Source organism: Micromonospora sp. DT4 (genome assembly GCF_049841675.1).
In the GTDB taxonomy this organism is placed as follows: domain Bacteria; phylum Actinomycetota; class Actinomycetes; order Mycobacteriales; family Micromonosporaceae; genus Micromonospora.
This window is the reverse complement of the sequence record NZ_JBNCKT010000056.1, coordinates 1-18,593: the sequence shown is the minus strand read 5'-3', so window position 1 is coordinate 18,593 and position 18,593 is coordinate 1. Positions and strand designations below refer to the sequence as shown.

Here is an 18,593-nt window from a genome sequence, read left to right as displayed (position 1 = left end):
TGGGCCTACGCTGGTCCGGCATCGGCATCGGCATCGGCATCGGCAGCGGCCGGCTGGGCGCAGCCGTCGCGGTAGGTGTCTGACCAGCGCCGCATCTCGCGCATGAACGACGAGAGCAGCGGCAGCAGGTGGGTGCCGGCGGCGGTCAGGGAGTAGGTGCCGGCACCCGCGTCGTCGGTATGGTGCACCAGGCCACCGTCGCGCAGGCGGCGCAGGGCGTCATTGAGCGACTTGGAGCTCGGCGCCGGTCGGATCTCGCGCAGCAGCTCCGAGAAGCGCATCGAACGTTGACCGAGTGCCGTGAGGATCTCCAGGGTCCACCGCTGGGCGCACAGCCTGATCGCTTCGTGCACGACGTGAAGGTCGTCGTCCATCCGCCTCCCCTCCCCGTCAAGGTCGGCCAGAGGACGAGTCTAGGGGATCGACTGCTCAACGTGAACAACGAATTCACGTTGAGTCAAGCGGAGATCATCGGGGCACCGAGTTGCGTCGTTGAAGGGCTGGTGTGCCGGCAAGGTGGCGACAGCCCTCCGCAAGCGCATTCAGGGCGTCCGCCAGAGCGTTCCCTATAGTGGACAGGCGATAGGCGCCCGTGGCGGCGACCACATCCCAGCTGCCGTGCGGTTCGCGCCGCAGAAGTCCGGTTGCGGCGAGCCAGCACAGGTCGGCCCGTAGCGCTTCGCGGGAGGCCTCGTCGACGCCACCGAGGTCACCGACAGTGGCAGCAGAGCGGTCACGCAACGTCACGAGAGTCGCGATGGCTGTGGGCCGACGGGCGAGCTCCGCAGCGAGGTCGGCGGGCTGAGGACCCTCGGCGGTGCGGCTCATAATGCGCGCTCCCTTGAGATTTTCTGAGGATTCTAAGGCCTTCGATCCCTGTGGGCATAGTGTCGCGAACCCGACACCGGGTGGTCGGATTGCGTCGAAAGACTCGCATTATCGGTGACCTCGAGGTGAGCACCTGACGGTAATCACCGGAAGGTAAGCACGTTGCGGTAACCGCGGGGGCGGGGTGTAGAGGTGGGTTCAGGCATCCGTGCGTGCAACTTCCACGACAGCGGGGCGGGCCCCGCGTCGCTGTCGCCAGGAACCGTCAGGAGGCAGGGCGGCAGATGACGAGCCGTAACAGACAGCGAACTTCCACCGTTAGAGCGCGAGGCCGCCGCTTGCGCCTGGCGGGCTCGGCGACAGCCCTGTGCCTTGTGGCCGGCGCGGGAGCGTGCGACGCCGGAAACACTGGGCAAGAACCTTCTCCTACTACCTCGGTCACTGTTTCCACGCCCAGCCAGGATCCGCGTGGCGCGGCCGAGGACGCCGCGCTGGACGTGTACCGCGGTATGTGGGCCGCATACGCGAAGGCCGGCCTTACCGCCAACCCCGACGAGCCCGACCTCAACAGGTTCGCCAGCGACGGCGCGCTGAAAACGTTGCGGAACGGCCTGGCCACCTACCGGAGCAAGAAGCAGGTACTCAAGGGCAAGTACGCCCTAGACCCGCAGGCCACCGGGGTCGCGCTCAACGCCTCACCCGAGACGGTGACCGTCACCGACTGCATCGACGACAGCGCCTTCCTGGTCTACAACCTGGCGGGCAAGCCGATCAACGACGTGCCCGGGGGCCGGCGGAGCGCGCGGGCCACGGTCACGAACCTCGCGGCCGGCGGCTGGAAGGTCACCAGCTTCGGCGTCCAGGACGTGGGGTCGTGCTGATGCGTCGCACCGCCCAACTAATGGCCGCTGCGGTTTGGGCAGCGATCGTACTGATGACTGGAAGCCTGGCAGCACGTGCTGACGGTGGCATCGGCGGGGTCAGCTGCACGCAGAACCCGTCAGCTCCCGAATGCGAGATCAGCGCCGGCACCCCCGGCGGGTCTGGCGGTTCCACCGGCGGCAACCAAGGCGGCGGCGGGTCCGGTGACGGCTCGGGTGGCGGCGGTGTCGACGGCTGCTACTGGGCGCCTGTCGACGTGGGTCTCCCGCCCCCGCCGGGCAAGGGCCCAGAGGGCGGTTGGTATTCGCAGACCTGCGTGGCCAACGGGCTCGGGTCGCAGGACGTGCCGGTGTGGCTGGACCAGGCGCCGACGGTGAACTTGGCGGCGTTGGCGCAGACAGCGCGTTCTCGGCTGCGCCTGCCCTCGCCGCAGATCCGCACGAATCCCACCACCGCGCCGTTCGTGCTGGTGCAGGTGCCCGTGTGGCTGTGGGTGGACCCAGCGACGTGGGGTGCCCGGTCGGCGACCGCCTCGGTGCCGGGGGTGTCGGTGACCGCGACTGCGACGCCGACTCGGGTGGTGTGGTCCTTCGGCGACGGCAGCGACGACCTAACGTGCGCCGGTCCGGGCAAGCCGTGGAAGCCGGGCACGGACCCGCGGGCGTCGTCGCCGTGCGGGCACACCTACACATCCTCGTCCGCTGTCGCGGCGGGGGCGGCGTTCCGGCTGCGGGCGACGGTGACGTGGTCGGTCACCTGGTCTGGTGCCGGCGGCGGGGGCACTCTCGCCCCGCTCACGACGACCTCGACGGTGTCCGTGCGGGTGGCGGAGTCCCAGGCGATCGTCGGAGCTGTCCGGTGAGCGTCACCACGGACCGTCCCCGGGCGGTGAACACCTCCGCTGCGGATCTGCCGCCGGTGCCCGCCGGTACGCGGCGGGTGGGGCGGCGCAGCGGGCGGCGTGTGGTCGCCGGGGTGCTGCTGGTCCTGGCGACGGTGGTGACGTTTTGGCAGGTGGATCTGCGCCGGCGCGCCGACGAGCAGTTCCTCGCCGTCGCGCGGGACGTACCGGCGGGTCAGGTCATCACCGACGCCGATGTGCGGGTGGTGCGGGTGGCGAACCCGTCCGGCCTGGACCTCGTGCGAGCTGAGCAGCGCGGCGGGATCGTCGGCCGTTCGGCGGCGGTGCCGCTGGCGGCAGGGAGCCTGCTGGTGTCGGCGCAGGTCGGGCCGGCGGCGTGGCCTGCGGCGGGGCAGGCGGTGATCGCGGTGCCAGTCAAGCCGGGCCGGGCCCCGACGAGCCTGACCGCTGGGTCGCGGGTGGTGGTGCTGGTCGCCCCACCTGCGGGGGGCGGGCAGCAGGCGCCGCAGCAGAACAGCGGTGTGCGTCGGGCGGTGGCCACGGTCGTGTCCGTGGCTGCGGGCGCCGACCAGGTGGGCACGCAGTTGGTGACGGTGCTGCTCGCCGCGGATGCGGCGGAAGCGGTCGCGGCGGCCCCGGGGGACGTGTCGCTGGTGCAGCTCGGCCCGTCCCAGTGAGACGTGAGGAGGTGCGGGAGATGTTGGTGGTGGTGGCGTCGGTGTCCGGCGCGCCGGGCGCGTCGACGGCCGCGTTGGGAATGGCGGCGTTGTGGCCGGAGCGCCCGGCGTTGCTGGTGGAGGCCGATCCCGGTGGCGGGGTGGTCGCGGCACGGTTCGGGCTGGCGCAGGAGCCGGGGCTGGCGTCCCTGGCGGCGGCGGCCCGGCACGGCGGGCACGCCGGTGGGGCGGCGCCGTACGTGCAGCAGGTGCCGTTGGGTTTGCACGTCCTCGTCGGGCCGGGTGCGGCCGAGACCGCTGCGGGGGCGGTGTCGGTCCTCGCCGGCCAGGCCGAGGCGGTCGCGCGGTTGGCGCCGGTAGTGGTCGCCGATGCGGGTCGCCTCTACGCCAACAGCCCGGCATGGGGCCTGTTGCGCTCCGCTGACGCGGTTGTGCTGGTCACCTCGGGGTCGACGGAGTACCTGGATCACCTGGACACCCGCCTGCCGGCGCTGCGTGCCGCGGCGCGGCCGGGTGGTGTCGGGCTGGCGGTCTGCGGCAGGTCCGCCTTCACCCCGACCGAGATCAGTGGGCGCCTCGGTGTGCCGGTGTGGGCGCAGCTGCCTGCCGACCGGTGGGGCGCGGGTGTCCTCGCGGGGCGGATGACGGGGCGGGCGTGGACGCGTACCCGTCTCGCCCAAGCGTTGCGCGCTCTCGCCGCGTCCGTCGCGGCCGGCGGGCAGCCCGCCGGTGCGGCGCTGGAGGTCGTGCGGTGACCGCCCCGACCTTGAACGGTGGCACGACCGCGGCGCCGCCGGAGGTGGTGGCGCGGCTGCGGGCCCGGGTCAGCGACCGCCTGGCCGCGCACGGCGCGCAGCTTCCCGATGGCGAGCGCCACGCGGTGATCGCGGGATACATCGCCGAGGAACTCGTCGTCCACGCCCGCGAGGACATCTCCGCCGGCCGTGTGCCGCTCACTCCGCAGGCCGAGGCGGCCCTGGCGCGGGCGTTGCGGGACAGCTTCACCGGCCTGGGCGGCCTGCAGAGGTTGATCGACGACCCGCGGGTGGAGGACATCTTCGCCAACGGCTGCGACAACGTGTGGATCCGCACCACCGACGGGCAGGTGCAGCGTGTGCCGCCGGTCGCCGCCTCCGACGACGACTTGGTCGACCTGGTGCGGGTCGCGGCGGCGCGCAGCGGGCAGGAGGAGCGCCGCTTCGACCGCGGTTCGCCCGGCCTGTCGCTGCGGCTGCCCGGCGGGCAACGCCTGTTCGCCGTGATGGCGGTGGCGAAACGTCCCTCGCTGTCGATCCGCCGCAACACCCTGCACCGGGTGACTCTGGACGACCTGCTGCACCGCGGGGAGATCACGGTGGGGTTGCGGGAACTTATCCGGGCGCTGGTGCGGGCGCGCAAGAACATCGTGATCTGCGGAGGCGTCGGCGTCGGCAAGACCACCATGCTGCGCGCCGCCGCCGGCGCGATCAGCCCGCACGAGCGGATCGTCACCGTCGAGGACGCCTACGAACTCGGCCTTGACGAGGACAGCGACGCGCACCCGAACACCACCGCTCTGCAGCAGCGGGAACCGAACCTCGAAGGCGTCGGCGGCATCGACATGTCCACGATGGTGCGCTGGGGCCTGCGGATGCGCCCGGACCGGGTCATCGTCGGCGAGACCCGCGGCGCCGAGGCCGTACCCATGCTCCTGGCCATGTCGCAGGGCAACGACGGGTCGATGTGCACCCTGCACGCCTCCTCCAGCAAGCAGGCGCTGACCCGGCTCGCCATGTACGTCATGCAGGCGCCGGAGAAGCTGACCTTCGACGCGGCGAATGTGCTCATCGGCCAGGCCGTCGACTTCGTCGTCCACCTGGACGTCGCCACCGACGGCACCCGGGTGGTGTCCTCCATCCGCCAGGTCCTGGAGACCGACGGCACCCAGGTCCCCTCCAACGAGATCTACCGCCCCGGCCCCGACCGGCGCGCCATCCCCGCCGCGCCGATCCGCGCCGACACCCTCGACGAGCTCACCGTCGCCGGCCTCAACCCCGACCTCCTCGTCCGGGACCGGTGGTGAGCATGGACCTGCTGCCGATCCTGCTCGGCCTGGGCTGCGCCGCAGGCCTGATCCTCGTCGCCGACGGGCTACGCCGCCGCCCACCCGGCACCCCGACCACCCGGACACGGCAACGGTGGACGTCGGCCGACCGGACCCGGCTCCTCGCGGCCATCGTCGCCGGATTCGCCGCCGCGGCGGCGACCCGTTGGCCGGTCGCGGCGCTGCTGACCGCCGCCGCGGTGTGGGCGCTGCCCCGCGTCCTCGGACCCGACCGGGAGCACACCCGCGCGATCGCCCGGATCGAGGCGATCGCCACCTGGGCCGAGCTGCTGCGCGACACCCTGTCCTCGGCCGCCGGCCTGGAGCAGGCCATCACCGCCACCGCCCCTGTTACCCCCCAGCCCATCCGCCCCCAGGTGCAGGCCCTCGCGGGGGCGGTGCGCGGCGGAGCACGGCTGCCCGACGCGCTGCGCGCGTTCGCCGCCGACCTCGCCGACCCCACCGCTGACCTCGTTGTGCGCGCCCTGACGCAGGCCGCCGGCTACCACGGCGGGCAACTGTCCCAGTGCCTGACCAGCCTCGCCGCCACCGCCCGCGAGCTCGCCGGCATCCGGATGCGGGTGGCCACCAAACGGGCCGCGACCCGCACGGCCGCCCGGGTGATCACCGGCACGTCGGTGGCGATGGTCGCCGGGCTGATCCTGCTCAACCGCGGCTTCCTCGCCCCCTACCGCAGCGTCACCGGGCAGCTCGTGCTCCTCGTCGTCGGGGCGGTGTTCGCCGGCGGGTTCTGGTGGCTGGCCCGCGCCTCCCGCGTGCCGCAACCACCACGGGTGCTCTCGGCCGACCAGCCCGGGCAGGTGGCGTGATGGCTGCCTTCGTGGTGGCGTGCGGCGTCGTCGCCGGGCTCGGCCTGGTCCTGGCCGGCACCGGCCTGCGTCCCGCCCTGCCCAGCCTCGCCCAGGCCCTCGACGCCCTGCGTCGCACCCCGGCGGCCCCGGAAGAACCGGTGGGGGTCAGGATCCGGCTGCTTGCCGCGCCCCTGCGCGCCCTCGGCCTGCCCCGGCAGCGGATGCGCGCCGACCTCGCCGTACTCGGACGGCCGACCGCCACCCACCTGGCCGACCAGGCCCTCGCGGTGATCGCCGGCCTGCTGCTGCCCCCGGTCGCGATGGCCGTCCTCGCCTCCGGCGGGGTCAGCTTCGCCGCCGGCATGCCGCTGTGGGCGTCGCTTGCTGGCGCGGCCGGCGGCTGGTGGCTGGCCGAGACCACCGTGCACGCCGAGGCGCAGCGGCGCCGCGACGAGCTGCGCTACGCCCTGTCCGCCGTGCTCGACCTCGTCGTCATCTCCCTCGCCGGCGGCGCCGGACTCGAACAAGCCCTCGACGACGCCTGCGCCGACACCCACGGCTGGGCCGCCGGACGCCTGAACCGTGCCGTGGCCACCGCCCGGCTGCTACGCATCCCGCCCTGGCAGGCCCTCGGCCAGCTCGGCGAGGACACCGGCGTCGTCGAACTGCAGGAACTCGCCGCGACGATGAGCCTCGCCGGCACCGAAGGCGCCCGCATCCGCGACTCCCTCACCATCCGCGCCGCCACCCTGCGCGCCCACCAGGCCGCCGCCCTGGAGGCCCGGGCCAACTCCGCCACCGAACGCATGTCCATGCCGGTCATGCTCCTGGCCACCGCCTACATGCTGTTCCTCCTCTACCCGGCTGTCACCGCCGTCGACAGCTTCTGACCCCGACACACCAGAAGGAGAAACGCCGTGCACCCCAGCAAGCTGATGGCCCTGCTAACCCTGGCACACCTCACCCTCACCGACCGGGCACGCCGGCTGCGCGACTCCGGCGACCGGGGCAGCGAGACCACCGAGAAGGTCATGTGGATCGCCCTGCTCGTCACCCTCGTCCTGGCCGTCTACGCCATCTTCCAAGGCAAGATCATCACCAAGATCACCGGAATCAACCTCTAGCCATGCACCGCACGCGACGAGGCAGGCGACGCCGGCTCGGTGGTGACCGCGGGTCGGTCACCACCGAGGTGGTCCTCTACGCGCCCCTGCTGTTCCTGCTTGTCCTCGTCGGCGTGCAGTTCGCCCTGTGGGCCCTGGCCCAACTCGGCGTCCAGCACGCCGCGAACCACGCCCTGCAAACCACCAGGGTGTCCGGCGGCACCGCCGCCGCCGGACGCGCCGACGCCGCAACCGTCCTCGACCAGGTCGCCGGGCAGGTCGTCGTCGACCCGCGCGTGTCGGTCACCCGCACCGCCGACACCGCCACCGTGGCCGTGGCCGGCCGGGTGCCCGCCGTCGTGCCGTTTCTGCGCCTGCAGGTCAGCACCCAAGCCAGCGCCCCGGTCGAGCGTTTCCGCCCCTCGACCCTGTCGCTGGCCCCCTCGCCGCCTGGAGTGGAAGGAGACTCGACGTGACCCGCGAGCAGCGCCGCAGCCGACACCCACGCCGCCGGGCGCCGCGGCTGCGGGGAGACCGAGGTTCGGTCAGCGTCGAGATGGCGCTGAGCTACGTACCCCTGATGGTCCTGGCCGCCCTCGCGGTGGTGGCGTGCCTGCGCCTGGCCTCGGCCGCCATCGACGTCAACTCCGCTGCCGCCGCCGCGGCCCGCCAAGCGTCCCTCGCCCACACCCCCGGCGAGGCCCGCGCCGCAGGTGCCGACGGCGCCTCCGCCACCCTGGCCGGGCGGGCCTTCACCTGTCAGCCGTCCACCGTCACCGTCGACCCCGGCGCGTTCGTCCCCGGCGGGCAGGTCAGCGCCACCGTGGCGTGCACCGTCCGCCTCGAAGACCTCTACGGCCTCGGCCTGCCCGGCACCATCACCATCCGCGGCACCTCACACCAACCCCTCGACACCTACCGCGGGACGACGGCGCCATGAACCGGCTGCGTACCCGACTGCGGCAGGCCCGCCACGACGACCGGGGCCAGATCACCCCGTGGACGATCTTCGGCGTCGTTCTCGTCCTCGTCCTCGCCGGCCTGGTCCTCGACCTGGGCCTAGGCATGTCGGACAAGGTGCGGCTGCTCGACGTCGCGCAGGGCGCCGCCCGGGCTGGCGCCCGCGAGATCGACCTCGCCACCTATAGGGCCACCGGCACTGTGCAGCTCCAGCCCGCCCAGGCCGCCGCAGCCGCGCGGAGCTTCGCCCAACAGGCCGGTGTCGACGGGCAGGTCACCGCGTCCGCCACCCCCACCGCCGTCACGGTCACCATCAGCGGCACCCGGCCCACGCAGCTGCTCCACCTTGTCGGGATCAGCGCCCTGCCGGTGTCCGCGACCGCGACCGCGAGCCCTCTAACCGGCGTCACCGCACCGAATTGACCAGGACCGCCACGCCACGACCGGGAGCCCCAGTGTTCGCATTCCTCGCCGCCACCGCCCGCCGGCTGGCCGGACTCGGGATCCTGGTGCTGCTCACCGCCGGTGTGCCGTACGCGCTCATCCGATACGTCGGCTGGCCGCTACCCCCCGAGGTCCCCACCTGGCAGGACGTCGGCACCGCCCTCACCTCACCGCTGACCGACGCCATGCTCGGCAACGTCGTCGTGTGCCTGCTCTGGGCGGTGTGGGCGGCGTTCATCTGGTCGCTGATCGCCGAGGTCGCCGAAACCGTCACGGGCATCCGCCTGCCGCAACCCCGAGCGATCGCGCCGGCCCGCGGGCTCGCCGCCATCCTGGTGGCCGCCATCACCGGCGGCGTCCTCGCCACCGCCGCCCAGGCCGCGCCGACCCTCACCCAGCCAGCCCAGGCGACAACCGCCCACACCAGCGCCACCGCTCCGGCTACGGCGACCGCCGTGCCCAGCAGCACCGTGCGGCTGGTGAGCACGGATGGGCACCACACGCAGACCTGGCAGACAGCCGCGTCGACGTCCGTCCTGCCGGACATGGGGGACCCGGTGCCGGCGCGGCTGGTAGCGGGCCACGTGACGCTCGTGTCGTCCGGGCAGACCTACACGTGCGAAGTGCGACGCGGGGACACCCTGTCGAAGATCGCCCAGCAGTGGCTCGGCGACGCCAACCGGTGGCCGGAGATCTTCGCCCTCAACCGGGGCACCCACTTCCGCGACATCGGCGGCACCCTCACCAACCCGAACCTGATCTACCCCGGCTGGACCCTCGAACTGCCCGACGACGCCACACCACCAGCCGGCACACCCCGGACCCCGCCACCCGCCGACCCCCCGGCGGCAGGCCCCGAACAGCCAACACCCGGCACCGCCGCGCCCCCGCCGACACCACCGAACCAACCCACCCAGCCGCCACCCGACGCGCCGTCCGCGAGACCGTCGACAGGCCCCACCACCCCGGCACCGCAGGACGGTGACGACGGAATCGTGCACATCCCCTCACCACCGGTCTCCACCGCGCCCGCTGAGCAGCCGTCGGCCTCCGGGGCCTCGACGACGCCGAGCCCCTCGGTCGACGGGCAGCAGACACCCGGGCCGCGAACGGAGGCGTCACCCGGTGTCTCACTCGGCACCGGCAGCTGGCTCGACGCCGGGCTCGTCGCCGCGATCCTCGCGGCCGTCGCCCTCGTCTGGGCCCACCGCCGCCGCCGCTACATCCGCCGGCCCGTGTCGGCCGACCTGCGATTGGACGACCCCGACGTGGCGCCCATGCCGCCCGTGGTGAACCAGATCCGCCGCCGCCTGCGCCACGCCACCACGACCTCCACCGACCCGGCCAGCCACGAAGGTCCGGACGACGACCTCGGCCTGTTCACCGACCCGGACGACACCGAAGCGAACGACAAGACCGACGACGGCACCTCCGCACCGGACAGCCCTGCTGCCTCCGATCAGGACGCCGACCTGCTCGACGACGACCGTCCAGGGATCGCCGGGCGGTACGACGAGAACGACGCCCTCGACGATGCCGGTCTCGACGACGAGGACGATCCTGAGAAGCCGGCGCCTGCCGCGGACCCGAGTCTGGGCGATGACGCTGCGCTTCGCCCGGTGGTGCCGTCGCTGGCGCACCCGATCGCCGCGGTCTGGCCGCCCGCCGGCCTGGGGCTCACCGGTCCCGGCGCGGAGGCCGCCGCCCGCGGGTTCATGGCCGCCGCCCTGGCCGCCGGAGGCCTCGACGCACCAGAAGACCGCACCTGGCTGGTCATGCCATCAGCGACCGCGGCGACGCTGCTCGGCGCCGGTGCCGTCGCACTGCCCCGCACCCCGCGGCTGACCGTCACCGGTGGCCTGGACGAGGCACTCGACCTGCTCGAGGCGCAGACCCTGCACCGCAGCCGCATCGCCTACGCCCACGAGGTCGACACCGTTGCCGAGGCCCGCGCGGCGGATCCGACCGGGGAGCCGATGCCGCCGGTCCTGCTGCTGGCCGACGCCGACACCCGCCACCAGCGCACCCGCATCGCCGCGCTCCTCGCCCAAGGCCAGCGCCTGGACATCCACGGCGTGCTGCTGGGCGCCTGGCCCGACGGCGACACCATGGTGGTTGCCACGGACGGCGTCACCAGCCGCGCCGACGGCGAGGGCTCCCGCCACGGCGGTCACCCGGCCGACATCGGCCGGCTGGCCGTCCTCACCCCGTCCGAGACCAGCGACCTGCTCGTTACCCTCGCCGAGTCCCACACCGGCCAGCCGCAGGCTCCCGCCCCGGCCGAACCCGTCACCACCGCCCAGGCCACGACCGCCGCACCCGATGCGCAACCTTCTCCCGACACCGAGCCGGCGCCACCCGACGTCCCCTTCTGCGAGGGTGAACACCTGCCGGCATCCGGCCCGGAGCCCGTGCCCGCCGCCCCGACAACAACACCAGACAGCGCCGACAGTCAGACCACCCCGGGCACCCAGGCAGCGGCGACAACTCCGCCCACCGGCGCCCATGCCCGCGGCACGGAGACTCCCCGCGACGGTGCGCCCCCGCCCGCCGTGGAGGAACCGGACACCGACGGCGCGGCCGAGAACAGCCAGGAGACCAGCCACGGGAGGGCGCAGGTCACCGTCCTGGGCACCGCCGCGATCGTCGACGTGCCGCCCGGGCCGACGCTGCGCAAGAAATCCCTCGAAGTGCTCGTCTACCTGGCCGTGCACGACGGCGACGCCTCCGCCGAGGCGATCCTCGACGACCTGCTCCCCGACGCCCCCGCCAACAAGGCACCCGGCCGGCTCTACACCTACGTGTCCGACCTGCGCACCATCATGCGCCGCACCGCAGGACGTGGCACCTACCTCACCCACCCCCACCAGCGGTACGTCCTCAACCGCGACGCCGTCGACGTGGACCTGTGGCGCATGCGCGCCGCGATCCGCGACGCCAACCAGGCCACCGACCCGGCCGAGCGCCTCGCCGCTCTGCGCCGCGCGGTCGACACCTACCGAGGGCACCTGGCCGACGGCGCCGACTACGAATGGATCGAGCCCTACCGCGAAGCCGTCCGGCAGCAGGCACTCGACGCCTACCTCGCCCTCGCCGACGCCCTCGCCGACAGCCCCGCCGAGCAGCTCACCGTCCTCGACGCCGCGATTGGCCACAACCCGTACGCCGAAGAGCTGTACCAGCAAGCGATGCGGGCCCGCGCCGCGCTCGGGCACCTCGACGCGATCCGCAGCCTGCGCCGCGCCCTGATCCGCGCCCTCGGCGAGATCGACGCCGAACCCAGCGACGACACCATTGCCCTGGCCGACGAGTTGGTCGCCCAGGTGCAGCGCCCCGCTCGACGACCCGACCTGCGGCCTGCACCCCGGCCCGGTGACGGAGCCGCCGCATGACCGCCACGCCGCTACCCCGGCACACCTCCGCACGTACCCCGGAGGTGGCAGAGGCCGACCTCCGGCATCTGACCCGTCTGCGGTGGGCCGTGCGGGCGGTGCTCGCACTCGGCGTCGCCGCGTCCATCGCGGCGAACGTCCTACACGCCCGGCCGAACCTCATCAGCCAGGTCATCGCCGCGTGGCCACCCCTGGCGCTGCTGCTGACCGTCGAACTCATCTCCCGCGTACCCGCGAACCGCCGCGGCCTGGCCGCCGCGCGGCTGATCGCCGCCGCCGTCATCGCCGGCATCGCCGCCTGGGTGAGTTACTGGCACATGGTCGGCGTTGCCGCCCGATACGGCGAAACTGGCGCCGCCGCCTCCTACCTCCTGCCCATCTCCGTCGACGGGCTGGTCGTCGTAGCCAGCATTAGCCTGGTCGAGATCGCGGGACGCATCCGCACTCCCGCCCTCAGCTCGGCCGACCGCAGGCAACTCACCACCACAACAACAGAAGCTCCTAACCTGGTGGCCGAACCACCGAGCCTGGAAGCGCCGGCCCTCGCTCCGGAACCGGTCGGCGCCACGCGGCTGGCCCGAGGCTACGACCCGTCGCCACCGCCGCAGCCGCAGGCCGCGAACCGTGGCGACGAGGACGAGCAACTGGCTACAGAGGTCGTCACTCCAGCGCCGACCGGTTCGAGCGGCACGGATGGCGTGGCACCTCAACACCCGCTGGTCGACGCCCTCGACCACGAGGACGCTTACCACTTTCGAAACGGCGATGAAGCCTCGGTGCCCGTAGAGACGACGCCGTTGCGGGAAACGGACCGATCTAACCTCGAGGCGGATCGACCTGGAACCAGCAGGTCTCAAGCCACCGGCTTTTCGGTCTCCCAGCTCGAAAACTCCGACGAGCGGGACCGGGTGAACCAATCGGCCGACGCCGAGCACGCTGTCTCGGACACCATCGAGTACCAGGCACATAGCCCCAACTCGGGCGACAGCAGAACCAGCGCCGACGAGGTGCCGTCTGACACCGCCGGGGCCGTGGCCTACTGGTACCGCCACGACCCCTCCTTACACCCGGCCGACATCGCCACCAGAATCGGTCGATCGGAACGCACCGTCCGCCGGTACTGGCCACCCGTCCCGCGAAGCGCCAACGGACACGACACCAGCCGTGCCACCGAGCAGGTTGGCGCCTCGTGAGCGTCGTGCGGGAGCGCCAGGCACGTGTCGCGTACCGGGCGCACTCAAAAAGGTACTGCTCAAGGCGCGAAGGGGAGTTAGGTCAGGTCGGCTCATCCTCCAGTGAGCCGGCAGTTTGACGCGTGCGGCACCCGGCGGCACCACTTCGGTAATGCCGCATAACGGACTGGCAGGGGCGACGCGAAGCTTCCCAAATCCCGGGAGGTAGGCGGGACTACGCCGCAAGGGTGTGAAGCATGCGTCTATGACGCCGTCAATATAGGCAAACGTCTTCGCGGGCAGACGCTGGCGGCGACAGAGACCAAGGTCAGCTCGGGGACGGGGGCAGGAATGACGCACGGCGCGGGATCTCTGGATGACGTCGCTGGGTGGGCGCTTAGGTATAACGACGCGGCTTCGGAGTGGCGCGGCCTGATCGCGGGCGAGGACGTTGGCGTCGCCGGGTTGGTAGATCGCTGGCGGGACACTTTTGAAGAGGCCCAGCGGGAAGAGCGGCGCCTCGTCGCGGCCGGGCAATGGGTCGGCGGGCCGCCTACGCTCTTGGCGGCTATCGGTCAGGAGTACCGCGAAGCGGCTATGACGGCCGCCTTAGGATGGCTGTTACGGCCGGACGGCCAGCATGGCCTGGGGCGTGCGGTGATCGACGGGCTAGGCGCGGTCGTCGGAGTCGACGTGGCCGGCACCGTCCGAGTCGTGCTAGAGGAGGTGCGTCACGACACCCGTGCCGACCTTGTGGTCTATGGCTCCGGCTGGACGCTGATTGTGGAGGCGAAGACCTTCTCCTCCGAGCGTCCGCGCCAGCTGGATCGGATTCATGAGCTGTGGGGACGAGAGGCCGGACCGAAGTTCGTCTTTCTCACCCGCGGGGAGAGGCAGCCGGTCACAGCTCGTGAGAGCGCGGATCATTGGCACAACCACACCTGGCGACAGGTAGCCGCGTTCATTAGGGCGGCCCTCGTGAAGAAGGACGCTGTCACGATCGCGCCTGGCGTCCATGACTACCTCATGACACTGGAGATCTTCCACGATGCCTGACGAGATTGAGTTTCCCCAGCGGGATCCGGCTGATGCGAAGGCCTGGTTCTACCTGGATCGTCGGGCGGACATCGAGGCGTGGGCAGCTCAGCGAGACGATGCGGCAGCGCTTCTTGGCCGCTATCTGCGAGCGCTCGCCACGCCACTGAGCGAGATGGCAGGCGAGGTCGACGCCGACGTCGATCTTGAGAGTCTCGGCGACGGGAAATTCCAGGTCATGGGCCTCCGTCGAGCAGGGTGGATCTGGAAGGGCGTCAACGACGTTGCGGTGGTCGTCGAATGGGACCCGAAGACGCTACTGAGGCCTCTAGCGGAAAACGAATGGCCCTTTGCCGCCGTCCGCTACTGCGGCGACCGGGCCGATCGGGAGCGGTTCCGGGCACTGCAGAATGCGCTTACCCCGGTAGCCAAGCGACTCGGGGGACGGTGCACGACACCGTGGCCCTACTGGCGGTTCCAGAAACCCGCAGGCGGGGTCGTGGACCCCGAACTGCTGACCCGTGACCTGCTCGCCAGCTTTCGGTCGCTCTGGGACGAGGCCGCGCAGGTCCTGGACAGACTGCACTGGGCTCAGGCGCCCAGGTAGCCGTCCCACCAGTGCGAGTCGGTCGGCCGATCACATTCGCCGCGCAGATGGACTTCGCCGATCTCGGCGGGCCGCCAGAATTCATTGACAGCACATCGGCAGAGGAGACAGTTCCAACTTGGTGAGTCAATCGGCTCGGCTGGACTGCACCGCCACGAAAAGGGGTCGCCTTCTCACTCATGCTCGGCGACCACCGGGAGTCGCCTGCGCTTCCGGCGAGTGACCCAGTGCCTGTGTGTTGTACTCAGTGGTCGTGACGACGCGGTGCCGATCGATGGAGATGGTGAGTCCGATCGTGCCGGGGATCCGAGCGCCTATGAGGCGCCCGGATCCCGGCGGGCCTCGGTTGGGCTGCCTGGTTACAGCTGAGCGATCAGTGGCTGTGTCCGCGGGTCGAAGTTGTACCGGTTGTCCCAGGGGAACCGGCCCTGCTGGTCGGGCCACACGAGCTGCTGGAGGCGGATCTGGTCGCGGCCGTAGCGTTTGATCGCCATGCCGGGCAGCAGCTCGTCGGTGGGTGGTCCGTCGATGATGATCGCGTCGTAGCCGGCGATGAGGTCGCTGATGCGCTGGCCGTGGGTGAACCGTTCGGCCTTGTCGTAGACCCGGCGGGCAAGGTCGTTGAGCAGGCTGTGGGCGACCTCGGGTGGCAGTCCGGCGGTGATCAGTTCGGGGTAGTCGTGGGCGGTGAGCCCGACGGTGTAGGCGAACGGAGCGGTGGTGTCGGGGTCGTCGGCGGTGGGCAGGACGTGGGTGACGGCCCAGCCGGTGGTGTCGATGATCTGTTCTTGGCGTTGGAGGAAGTCGTCGGTGTTTGGCACGTGCTGTCTCCTGGTCATTCGGGCGTACGGGTGGAGTCCGGGTCGGGTGGCTCGACGTCGACGAAGCCCCAGAGCCGTTCCATGACCTGGAGTTGCCAGGTGCGGTAGCGGTCGGCGAAGCCACGGCAGACAGCGGGCGGGACCGGACTATCGGCGTAGGGCAGTGTCGAGTGGCAGATGATGTATCCCGCCGCACCCCGCGCCTCGGCGACCATCTGCTTGAGCCGGCCGGGGTCGAGGTGCATCGGGTTGCCGGGCTTGAAGATGCAGGTGGAGCACTCGCGGGCGAGCAGGCGAGTCTTGCGCAGATCCGGGTCGCCGACGCTGAGCCCGGGTGACCGGTCGGTACCCGGTTCGTCGACGGGATCGAACATGCTGTCCATAATCAACTCCTTGGCGTAACGGCGTGGGGCCCGCATCCGTCGATGCGGGCCCCACGAATCCGAGTGAGCGGAAGGCCTCGGCGCCCGGGCGGCGCCGGCGTGGCCTGGTCAGAGCCGGCGCAGCCAAGTCAGCACCGTGTCGATGTCGGCACGGCGCAGCCCGTGAGACGGGTCGACGGGGTGGAGCAGGGTGGGTACGCCGTCGCGGGTGCGCTGGTCGGCGGTGGTGGGGTCCTTGCCGCCGAACTCGTCGTCGAGGACGGCGAGTGCCCGCCGCGCGGCCCAGGGGTAGAGGGCGGAGAGTTTGCTCTGGTGGCCGAAGCGGACACCGCCCGCGTGGACGGGGACGTGCGGCCAGGTGGTCGGCAGGTCGAGTCGTGGGGCGATCCATTGGGCGGCAAGGTGGTTCCAACTGGTGCACCACACCGGTTGGGCGTGTTCGGCCAGTTCCCGCAGCCATGGCCCGTGGTCGGGGTGGAGCCAGACCCTGCCGGTGACGTGCTGCCCGTCGGGTCCAGGCCCGTCGTAGCGGTGCGGCTGGTAGCCAAGCGCTGCGGCGTAGGCCGGGTTGGCGGGGTTGAGGACGCCGTCGACGTCGAGGGCCACGATCGGCGAAAGCTCTGGGTGTGCCAGGGGTCGGGTGCTGGTCACGGCTGGGCCTCCTGGAGGGTGACCGGGTGCAGCGGCACGATGAGCCGGTCGGCTGCGCGGCCGGGTCCGCCGTCGGGTTGCCACGTGTCGGCGGCGGCGTGGGTGGGGAACGGGCCGACGGCGGCGAGCCAGCCGTCGGCGCGGTCGAGCAGCACGAGGACGGCGGTGCGGGCATCGTCGAGGGCGGGCCGTAGGGCCGCGGCGAGGGTGGTGGGCAGGTCGACCCAGCAGGTGGCGGGTAGGGCTGTTGTGGCGGGGTCGTGCAGCGGCACGGGTTTGGTCACGGCGAGTGTGGTGCTGTCGAGCGCGAGCATGGGGGCGAGGGAGCGAGCTGTTTCGGCGCCGCTGGTGGGGCCGTGTGCGGCGAGTTCGCCGCCGGTGTGAACGGCGAGCAGCGCGTACGGGTCGCGGATCTCCAGGGAGTCCAGGACTGCGAGGGTGATCATGTCCCCGGTTCGCAGGTCGCCCAGGGTGAGGAGGACCGGCCGTCCGTCCGGGTCGCGGGTCCAGGTGATCACGTCGAAGTGCTCACTGGTGACGTCGCCGAGACGTCGCCAGGCGCGGTTGTCGGTGTCGAAGGGGTGTTCCTTGTCGGTGCCGAAACGCATGGGATGAGCTCCTTGTGATGGGCGGCGTCGTATCGCGTCCGGACCTGGCCCACCGGGTCATTGGGGACGCGATGCATGGACGCTTCGATGGCGCGGGATGGTCAAGTCGCCGACCGGCGGCGAGGGCCGTCCGCTGCCGGCCCCGCGAGACGTGGCGGGTTGCCGGCGGCAGCCCGCCTCTGCGGGGCTTGGGTACGTCGTTGGGGTGGCCGCGCGCGGCGCTGCCCGGCCACGGCCGTTGCAGCGCCGCGGCGCGGGGGTGGGACTGGTCGGTCGCCGGACGGCTCGGCTGGGCTTAGGCCTGGGCGAGCGCGGTGACGGCGGCGTCGGCGATCGCCGCGACGGCCTCGACGGGATCGGCGACAGTGAGGGTGGTGGTGTGCGTGAAGGTGTGCCTCCACATCTGGTCGGGGCCGGTCAGTTCGCTGTCGGCGAGCGGGTCGGCGGGGTGCAGCCACAGCACGGCACAGCCGGCCTGGTGCAGGGTGGTGACGAGTTGTTGCCCGGCGGGGATGTCGTCGAGGTAGCCGTCGGAGACGACGGCGAGCATCCGCAGGGTGCGGCCGTGGCGTAGGTCGAGGAGTTGGTCGGCGACCTTGACCGCTTCCGGGAAGGTGGCGGTGGCGAGGCCGGTGCGCATGGTCAGCACCTGCGTGGGGCGGGTGCGTGGGGGTACCAGGACGGTGGTGCGGTCGCCGAAACCGATGGTGGTGGTCGTCGCGTCGGCGCGGCGTGCCGCGTTGGCGAAGATCCACGCGGCGGAGGACATCGCGTCGGTGTAGCGGTCCATCGAGCCGGACAGGTCGACCAGGACGGCCAGGTGCAAACGGGGTTTCTCCGGTGGCAGCTGGGCGCGTTGCTGCCACGGGGCGGCGGTCGGGAGTTGCCCGGCGGCGATTTGTGCTTCGGCGGTGATGGCCTGCCGGGTGCGCAGCCGGCCGGGTGGGATCGCGGAGGGCCGCCGGCCGGGTTCGGGGTGTTGGGTGCGGGCCTGTCGCAGCCGGTGGGCGAGGTCGCGGGCCGCGCGGTGTTCCTGCTCGGTCGGGTCCCGGCGGTCCCACTCCGACGGTGGGCTGTGCCGGTGGGCCAGCAGCGTCGCGGCGTACTCGGCGGGGGTGACGCCGGCGGCGACGGCGAGGTAGTCGACGAGGGCCGCAGCGAGGCGGCCGGCGAATTGCCCGGCGTCCGATACGGGGGTGTCGTACTGCTGGTCGGGGTCGATGCCGAGGACCTGACACCACCGCCGGGCCAGGCAGATCATGGTGTCGGCGTC

General features: G+C 72.0%; 22 protein-coding genes. 15 read left to right on the top strand and 7 right to left on the bottom strand.

Annotation, left to right across the window (positions count from 1 at the left end; genetic code table 11):
• Nucleotides 1–5 precede the first annotated feature (5 nt).
• Both ACLQ24_RS17230 and ACLQ24_RS17225 read right to left on the bottom strand, forming a co-directional pair.
• Nucleotides 6–374, bottom strand: coding sequence for a winged helix-turn-helix transcriptional regulator (locus ACLQ24_RS17230; protein ID WP_425892744.1), 369 nt, complete (start codon nt 372–374; stop codon nt 6–8).
• Between the two features lie 94 nt (nt 375–468).
• Entirely contained in the window at nt 469–828 is a 360-nt protein-coding gene (locus ACLQ24_RS17225; RefSeq protein WP_425892743.1) for a hypothetical protein, read from the bottom strand.
• 509 nt (nt 829–1,337) lie between these two features.
• Between ACLQ24_RS17225 and ACLQ24_RS17220 the strand changes: the two genes are divergently transcribed.
• From ACLQ24_RS17220 to ACLQ24_RS17150, 15 genes are all read left to right on the top strand, one after another.
• Nucleotides 1,338–1,709 carry a hypothetical protein gene (locus ACLQ24_RS17220; RefSeq protein ID WP_425892742.1) on the top strand — a complete coding sequence of 124 codons (372 nt, stop codon included), beginning with the start codon at nt 1,338–1,340 and terminating at the stop codon, nt 1,707–1,709.
• Nucleotides 1,709–2,572 carry a hypothetical protein gene (locus tag ACLQ24_RS17215; protein WP_425892741.1) on the top strand — a complete coding sequence of 288 codons (864 nt, stop codon included), beginning with the start codon at nt 1,709–1,711 and terminating at the stop codon, nt 2,570–2,572. The genes ACLQ24_RS17220 and ACLQ24_RS17215 overlap by 1 nt, the downstream gene beginning before the upstream one ends.
• 101 nt (nt 2,573–2,673) lie before the next feature.
• Nucleotides 2,674–3,249, top strand: a complete 576-nt coding sequence (locus ACLQ24_RS17210) for an SAF domain-containing protein (protein ID WP_425892756.1) — start codon at nt 2,674–2,676, stop codon at nt 3,247–3,249.
• Between the two features lie 20 nt (nt 3,250–3,269).
• Nucleotides 3,270–4,004, top strand: a complete 735-nt coding sequence (locus ACLQ24_RS17205; RefSeq protein WP_425892755.1) for a MinD/ParA family ATP-binding protein — start codon at nt 3,270–3,272, stop codon at nt 4,002–4,004.
• On the top strand, nt 4,001–5,311 hold the full coding sequence (locus ACLQ24_RS17200; protein ID WP_425892740.1) for a CpaF family protein: 1,311 nt from the start codon (nt 4,001–4,003) through the stop codon (nt 5,309–5,311). Before ACLQ24_RS17205 ends, ACLQ24_RS17200 begins: the two co-directional genes overlap by 4 nt.
• A gap of 2 nt (nt 5,312–5,313) precedes the next feature.
• Entirely contained in the window at nt 5,314–6,162 is an 849-nt protein-coding gene (locus tag ACLQ24_RS17195; protein ID WP_013289172.1) for a type II secretion system F family protein, read from the top strand.
• On the top strand, nt 6,162–7,034 hold the full coding sequence (locus tag ACLQ24_RS17190; protein ID WP_425892739.1) for a type II secretion system F family protein: 873 nt from the start codon (nt 6,162–6,164) through the stop codon (nt 7,032–7,034). Before ACLQ24_RS17195 ends, ACLQ24_RS17190 begins: the two co-directional genes overlap by 1 nt.
• A gap of 45 nt (nt 7,035–7,079) precedes the next feature.
• A complete protein-coding gene (locus ACLQ24_RS17185) occupies nt 7,080–7,268 on the top strand; it encodes a hypothetical protein (RefSeq protein ID WP_041799409.1) in 189 nt (62 codons plus the stop codon).
• 2 nt (nt 7,269–7,270) lie between these two features.
• Nucleotides 7,271–7,723, top strand: a complete 453-nt coding sequence (locus ACLQ24_RS17180) for a TadE/TadG family type IV pilus assembly protein (RefSeq protein WP_269740064.1) — start codon at nt 7,271–7,273, stop codon at nt 7,721–7,723.
• Nucleotides 7,724–7,803: 80 nt separating this feature from the next.
• Nucleotides 7,804–8,187, top strand: coding sequence for a TadE family protein (locus ACLQ24_RS17175; RefSeq protein ID WP_425892754.1), 384 nt, complete (start codon nt 7,804–7,806; stop codon nt 8,185–8,187).
• Nucleotides 8,184–8,630, top strand: coding sequence for a pilus assembly protein TadG-related protein (locus tag ACLQ24_RS17170; RefSeq protein ID WP_269740062.1), 447 nt, complete (start codon nt 8,184–8,186; stop codon nt 8,628–8,630). Before ACLQ24_RS17175 ends, ACLQ24_RS17170 begins: the two co-directional genes overlap by 4 nt.
• Nucleotides 8,631–8,662: 32 nt before the next feature.
• On the top strand, nt 8,663–12,043 hold the full coding sequence (locus ACLQ24_RS17165; RefSeq protein WP_425892737.1) for a BTAD domain-containing putative transcriptional regulator: 3,381 nt from the start codon (nt 8,663–8,665) through the stop codon (nt 12,041–12,043).
• Complete coding sequence (locus ACLQ24_RS17160; protein ID WP_425892735.1) at nt 12,040–13,236, top strand: DUF2637 domain-containing protein; 1,197 nt, start codon at nt 12,040–12,042, stop codon at nt 13,234–13,236. Before ACLQ24_RS17165 ends, ACLQ24_RS17160 begins: the two co-directional genes overlap by 4 nt.
• A gap of 330 nt (nt 13,237–13,566) precedes the next feature.
• Nucleotides 13,567–14,271, top strand: a complete 705-nt coding sequence (locus ACLQ24_RS17155) for a hypothetical protein (protein ID WP_425892733.1) — start codon at nt 13,567–13,569, stop codon at nt 14,269–14,271.
• Nucleotides 14,264–14,857 carry a hypothetical protein gene (locus ACLQ24_RS17150; protein ID WP_425892731.1) on the top strand — a complete coding sequence of 198 codons (594 nt, stop codon included), beginning with the start codon at nt 14,264–14,266 and terminating at the stop codon, nt 14,855–14,857. Before ACLQ24_RS17155 ends, ACLQ24_RS17150 begins: the two co-directional genes overlap by 8 nt.
• A gap of 359 nt (nt 14,858–15,216) precedes the next feature.
• Here the strand turns inward: ACLQ24_RS17150 and ACLQ24_RS17145 are convergent, their stop codons facing one another.
• The 5 genes from ACLQ24_RS17145 to ACLQ24_RS17125 form a co-directional block, all read right to left on the bottom strand.
• Nucleotides 15,217–15,678, bottom strand: coding sequence for a DUF4262 domain-containing protein (locus tag ACLQ24_RS17145; protein ID WP_425892730.1), 462 nt, complete (start codon nt 15,676–15,678; stop codon nt 15,217–15,219).
• A gap of 14 nt (nt 15,679–15,692) precedes the next feature.
• On the bottom strand, nt 15,693–16,061 hold the full coding sequence (locus ACLQ24_RS17140; RefSeq protein ID WP_425892729.1) for a hypothetical protein: 369 nt from the start codon (nt 16,059–16,061) through the stop codon (nt 15,693–15,695).
• A gap of 108 nt (nt 16,062–16,169) precedes the next feature.
• Nucleotides 16,170–16,712: a hypothetical protein gene (locus ACLQ24_RS17135; protein ID WP_425892728.1), complete on the bottom strand. Its 543-nt coding sequence runs from the start codon at nt 16,710–16,712 to the stop codon at nt 16,170–16,172.
• Nucleotides 16,709–17,320, bottom strand: coding sequence for a hypothetical protein (locus ACLQ24_RS17130; RefSeq protein WP_425892727.1), 612 nt, complete (start codon nt 17,318–17,320; stop codon nt 16,709–16,711). Before ACLQ24_RS17130 ends, ACLQ24_RS17135 begins: the two co-directional genes overlap by 4 nt.
• Before the next feature lie 295 nt (nt 17,321–17,615).
• Nucleotides 17,616–18,593, bottom strand: a 978-nt coding sequence (locus tag ACLQ24_RS17125) for a VWA domain-containing protein (RefSeq protein ID WP_425892726.1), incomplete at its 5' end; no start/stop codon positions are given.